Source organism: Cytophagia bacterium CHB2, assembly GCA_030263535.1.
Classification (GTDB): Bacteria; Zhuqueibacterota; Zhuqueibacteria; order Zhuqueibacterales; family Zhuqueibacteraceae; genus Coneutiohabitans.
This window is the reverse complement of sequence record SZPB01000489.1, coordinates 1-3834: the sequence shown is the minus strand read 5'-3', so window position 1 is coordinate 3834 and position 3834 is coordinate 1. Positions and strand designations below refer to the sequence as shown.

At 53.0% G+C, this 3834-nt stretch carries 7 protein-coding genes; 4 read left to right on the top strand and 3 right to left on the bottom strand.

Translation table 11 applies throughout. The features are described from left to right. Positions 1-788 (bottom strand): sigma-70 family RNA polymerase sigma factor (locus FBQ85_27760; protein MDL1878930.1); only part of this gene is annotated, 788 nt, incomplete at its 3' end. Positions 789-944: 156 nt separating this feature from the next. Here FBQ85_27760 and FBQ85_27755 point away from each other — a divergent pair. The 3 genes from FBQ85_27755 to FBQ85_27745 all read left to right on the top strand — a co-directional run bounded on the left by FBQ85_27755 (position 945) and on the right by FBQ85_27745 (position 2250). Next, positions 945-1307, top strand: coding sequence for a helix-turn-helix transcriptional regulator (locus FBQ85_27755; protein ID MDL1878929.1), 363 nt, complete (start codon positions 945-947; stop codon positions 1305-1307). 79 nt (positions 1308-1386) lie between these two features. Next, the gene (locus FBQ85_27750) at positions 1387-1881 is read left to right on the top strand and encodes a hypothetical protein (protein MDL1878928.1); all 495 of its coding nucleotides are present in this window, start codon (positions 1387-1389) and stop codon (positions 1879-1881) included. 129 nt (positions 1882-2010) lie between these two features. Next, entirely contained in the window at positions 2011-2250 is a 240-nt protein-coding gene (locus FBQ85_27745; GenBank protein ID MDL1878927.1) for a hypothetical protein, read from the top strand. 253 nt (positions 2251-2503) lie between these two features. On the opposite strand, the gene FBQ85_27740 is transcribed toward FBQ85_27745, so the two are convergent. Then, complete coding sequence (locus tag FBQ85_27740; protein MDL1878926.1) at positions 2504-2929, bottom strand: OsmC family protein; 426 nt, start codon at positions 2927-2929, stop codon at positions 2504-2506. A gap of 157 nt (positions 2930-3086) precedes the next feature. Between FBQ85_27740 and FBQ85_27735 the strand changes: the two genes are divergently transcribed. Continuing rightward, complete coding sequence (locus FBQ85_27735; protein MDL1878925.1) at positions 3087-3554, top strand: DUF1203 domain-containing protein; 468 nt, start codon at positions 3087-3089, stop codon at positions 3552-3554. Between the two features lie 10 nt (positions 3555-3564). Here the strand turns inward: FBQ85_27735 and FBQ85_27730 are convergent. Beyond that, on the bottom strand, positions 3565-3834 hold a 270-nt coding region (locus FBQ85_27730; protein ID MDL1878924.1), incomplete at its 5' end, for an SDR family oxidoreductase.

Below are 3834 nucleotides of genomic sequence, written 5' to 3'. Positions count from 1 at the left end.
AAATACAGCGGCGTGCGGTAGGCGTGATGACTCCTCACCAGCGACGGGTCTTTCTCTACTAATCGCTTGATGGTTTCCAAATCTCCGGTGATGGCGGCGCAGAACATTTCCCAGACTTCGACGCCCATTCCGGGCGACCACGTCAGCGGCTCGTTTTTCTTCAGGGCTTCGGGCTGGATCATGCGCTGGACCTTCTCAGCAAATTTCGGATCGCGCGACGGCCGCGCGGTTTGCAGGTTTTTCTCGATGTGGGACATGTGTTTCCTTAATCGTTGACGCGCCGAATACAATCTGGTTTTCACCGTGTTGGGGGTGATCTCTAAAAATTTTGCGATCGCCGCCTGCGAGTGATCGCCCATGTAGTAGAGCAGGACGACCTGGCGCTCGGCTTCAGACAAGGCCGAGATCGCCGCCCCAACCGAAGCTGCGATTTCCCGCGACTCTAAAACCTCGTGCGGCGAAGGCTCCGGAGAAGCCATTTCCAGCGCCGCCTCCAAGCCGGTCAGCGGATGCCGCTTGCGCCGCGTGATACGATCGCAATGTTTGAAAATGATGGTACGAAGCCAGCCGGCAAACGCCGCCGGCTCGCGCAGCGACGGCAGCTTGCGATACCCCTCGACGAAAGCTTCCTGCGCCGCATCCTCGGCGAGATGATAATCGCCCAGAATCGACGCGGCATAAGCTACCGCGAGATCCTGATATGCGCGGACCAACTCCGCAAACGCAATTTCGTCGCCGGCTTGCGCCGCGCGTACGAACAAGGTGATCTTTTGTTTATTCGCAGACACGTTCTATTCAATAAAGACCCTGGTTGGATTAAGAGGGTGTGAGGTTAAATCCGAGCACGCCCACGCCATGTTCATGTTCGTGCTTCCGAATAATCTTCCAGAAGGTTCATCAAATTTTTCTTGACTATTATATCCGTTATGGATATATTAAGCCATATGACAACAAAAAGCTTCAATACGCCTCTCACACCAGCGGTATTCCACATTCTCCTGGCGCTTTCGAACGGCGAGCGGCACGGCTATGGCATCATGAAACAGGTCGAGGAGGACTCGCAAGGGACTGTCACCATGGGCGCGGGCACGCTTTATGGCTCGCTGAAACGCATGCTTGACGCCGGGCTGGTGAAAGAAAGCACCAAACGGATCGATCCTGAAATGGATGACGAGCGGCGCATTTACTATCAAATAACTGCTGCCGGCGCCAAAGCGCTTGCCGCAGAACTCAAACGCTACCAAAATCTGGTCAAACTGGCGCAAAAACGCAAACTCTATCCCAAAATTCTGGCCTATGACATTTGATCAGAAAACCGTTCGCGCTTTCTATAACAAACTTCTTGGCCTGTATCCACGAGCATTTCGGGAACAGTTGGGGGAGTCGATGGCGCAAACGTTCAATGATCTCTACAATGAACATAAACAACAGACCGGGCGAAGGCTATACGGTTTCGTGCTGGGAATGTTCGCTGAAACCGCTACGGGAATCATCAAAGAGCATATCATTCAAATTACCCAGGGAGATGCCATGAAAAACCTTCTCACCAGCTTCAAATCAGCGGCAATCGTCAGTTTTATCCTTGTGCTTCCGTTTGTGATTCTCGAATTCATGTTCAACATCGTAAACATGCCCAACGCTTTCAGCCTTAAAAAAGCCCTCGACCTTAGTGTATTGTTTGGCGTCTTGTGGCTCTTGCCAATGGCATTCCTCGGCATTCTGCGGCCGCTGGTGCGAAACGTACAAGCGGGAAACATGGGCATGATGAATCCCTTTACTCTATTGTTCAAATTCACTTTTCTGGCCGCGATTGCCATGGTGTGGGGAGGAATTCTGATTGACCAATGGCCTTGTTTTATAGGTGTTCCGAATTGCGATTAGCAGAAACGCGCCGTAAAGCTTGGTGCGGCTCACCTTAACTTGGGCCGTCGCAATTCCTCCGCTGAAATCTTCTATTGCTGCCATACTGGCTGCGAGCAACAATCCCTCCGCTATTGATCACTCCAAATCATGCCCCCCAAGCCTGCTGCGCCGGCCATCACATCAATCACAGTGAACGCTTGCATGGATTCGACAGATGAAATTGAGTTTTGCGGGCCATTTTTCTGTTTAAAAATTTTTCGATCTGCCGCCGATGATACCAACGTGCAAGATATTTTTGTCGTCTCGCGCCGCATCGTTTGCACCGCAGGTCCAGTCGTGTTCGAGCACGAGGGCGTCATCGTCGCTGCTCGCGCGCGCCGTCGATAAAAAAATCAGGATATGTTTCGTAGAGATCGATAAACATAATTCCCTCAAGATTGATAATGTCGTGAATCAAACGCGCGTTGATGCGCGATTTTCCAAGGCAGGGTGACCGAAAAGCAACAACACGCGAGCCATGCAGCAGGGTTCTCCTGTTGCGTAACGAGGCCAGAAATAAAAAAGCAGAATGATCGCACGGCAGAGTATTTTTCCCTTGCATTGCCGTTTGATCATTCTGCCGGAATAGTGAAGAAGCGAATTATGCTTCCAACGTCGCGGTTAGCGTGATTTGCGCCGTGAGGGCGCGGGAGACGATGCATGTCGCCTTGGCGTCGTTGGCCAGCTCGTCGAACCTGGCGCGCGCGACGCCCGGCACTTTGCCGGTCAGCTCCAAATGAATCGTGGTGATCGTCCAATTACCCTGCACCTGTTCGAGCGCCAGGTTCGCGCGTGTGCTCAGCTTTTCCGGCGGAAAACCGGCGGCGCTCAATTTCGCGCCCAGCGCCATGGTGAAGCAGCCCGCGTGCGCGGCGGCGATCAATTCTTCAGGGTTGGTGCCCGCGCCGGATTCAAACCGGCCGCTGAAGGAATAGGGCGTTGCCTGCAAGACGCCGCTTTGCGTTGAGAGCGTGCCTTTGCCTTCTTTCAAGGTTCCTTGCCAAACCGCAGAAGCATGACGTTGCATGAAATTTCTCCTTTAAAAAAATCGTTAGTGCATTGGTGAGTTTGTTCACAGGAAGTAATATAGCAAGAATCGGGTTGAGAAAAAAGGCGGTGAGCTTATATTACCAAAAATTGTCGCAAAAAATCCTTCTCCAGCATGTAAACAGAAAGAGTAAACCATGATTCAATTTCGCGTCGTTGCTATTCCTGAAAACGTTGCTGAAAAAGCTCGAAATACGCTGAAATCGCCACAGTATGGGCACCCGGCTCATGTCGAAACGGCAAAAGGCTACGGGCCTTGCCGTTTCTGCCTTCAAACATTTCGTCAAGGCGAAGAGCAGCGCCTTTTGTTCACATTCAATCCGTTTGAAGGCTTGGACGCCTATCCGTCTCCGGGGCCGATTTTCATTCATCGTGATGCCTGCGTTCGCTACGAGCAACGGGGTTTCCCGGCAGCATTGCGCGAATTACCGCTCATGCTCGAAGGGTATGGACGCGGGCGCTGGCAGGTGGCCCGCGAGCGCGTTGCGCACGGCGATGTCGAAAGCGCAATCACCCGGATTTTTGCGCATGCGGCCGTCGAATACATTCACGTAAGAAATGCGGAAGCGGGCTGCTACATTGCCCGGCTCGAGCGAGAACCGTAACCGTCGGCAGTTACCATGGAATAACTTTACGATCGCGCAAAAATTGGCCGGTTAAATTTTGCGGCGCAGCGGCGGCACGCCAGACAATCGTTTCCGCGCCCTTTGCCACCGACCGCGGCGCATGGCGTCCGCCCATATCTGTGCGGACCCAGCCGGGACAAACCGAGTTCACGGCAATACCTTTACCTTGCAGCGCTGCCGCGAGTTGGCGCGTGACGGCATTCAGTGCAGCTTTGGAAATGCTGTAGGCCGGCGCGTAGGATGTCATATCATTTAAAGA

What these genes read in the sequence shown, in the direction of transcription:
- FBQ85_27755 (MDL1878929.1), top strand. Translation starts at nt 945, where the DNA reads ATGACAACAAAAAGCTTCAATACGCCTCTCACACCAGCGGTATTCCAC.
- FBQ85_27750 (MDL1878928.1), top strand. Translation starts at nt 1,387, where the DNA reads ATGGCGCAAACGTTCAATGATCTCTACAATGAACATAAACAACAGACC.
- FBQ85_27745 (MDL1878927.1), top strand. Translation starts at nt 2,011, where the DNA reads ATGCCCCCCAAGCCTGCTGCGCCGGCCATCACATCAATCACAGTGAAC.
- FBQ85_27740 (MDL1878926.1), bottom strand. Translation starts at nt 2,929, where the DNA reads ATGCAACGTCATGCTTCTGCGGTTTGGCAAGGAACCTTGAAAGAAGGC.
- FBQ85_27735 (MDL1878925.1), top strand. Translation starts at nt 3,087, where the DNA reads ATGATTCAATTTCGCGTCGTTGCTATTCCTGAAAACGTTGCTGAAAAA.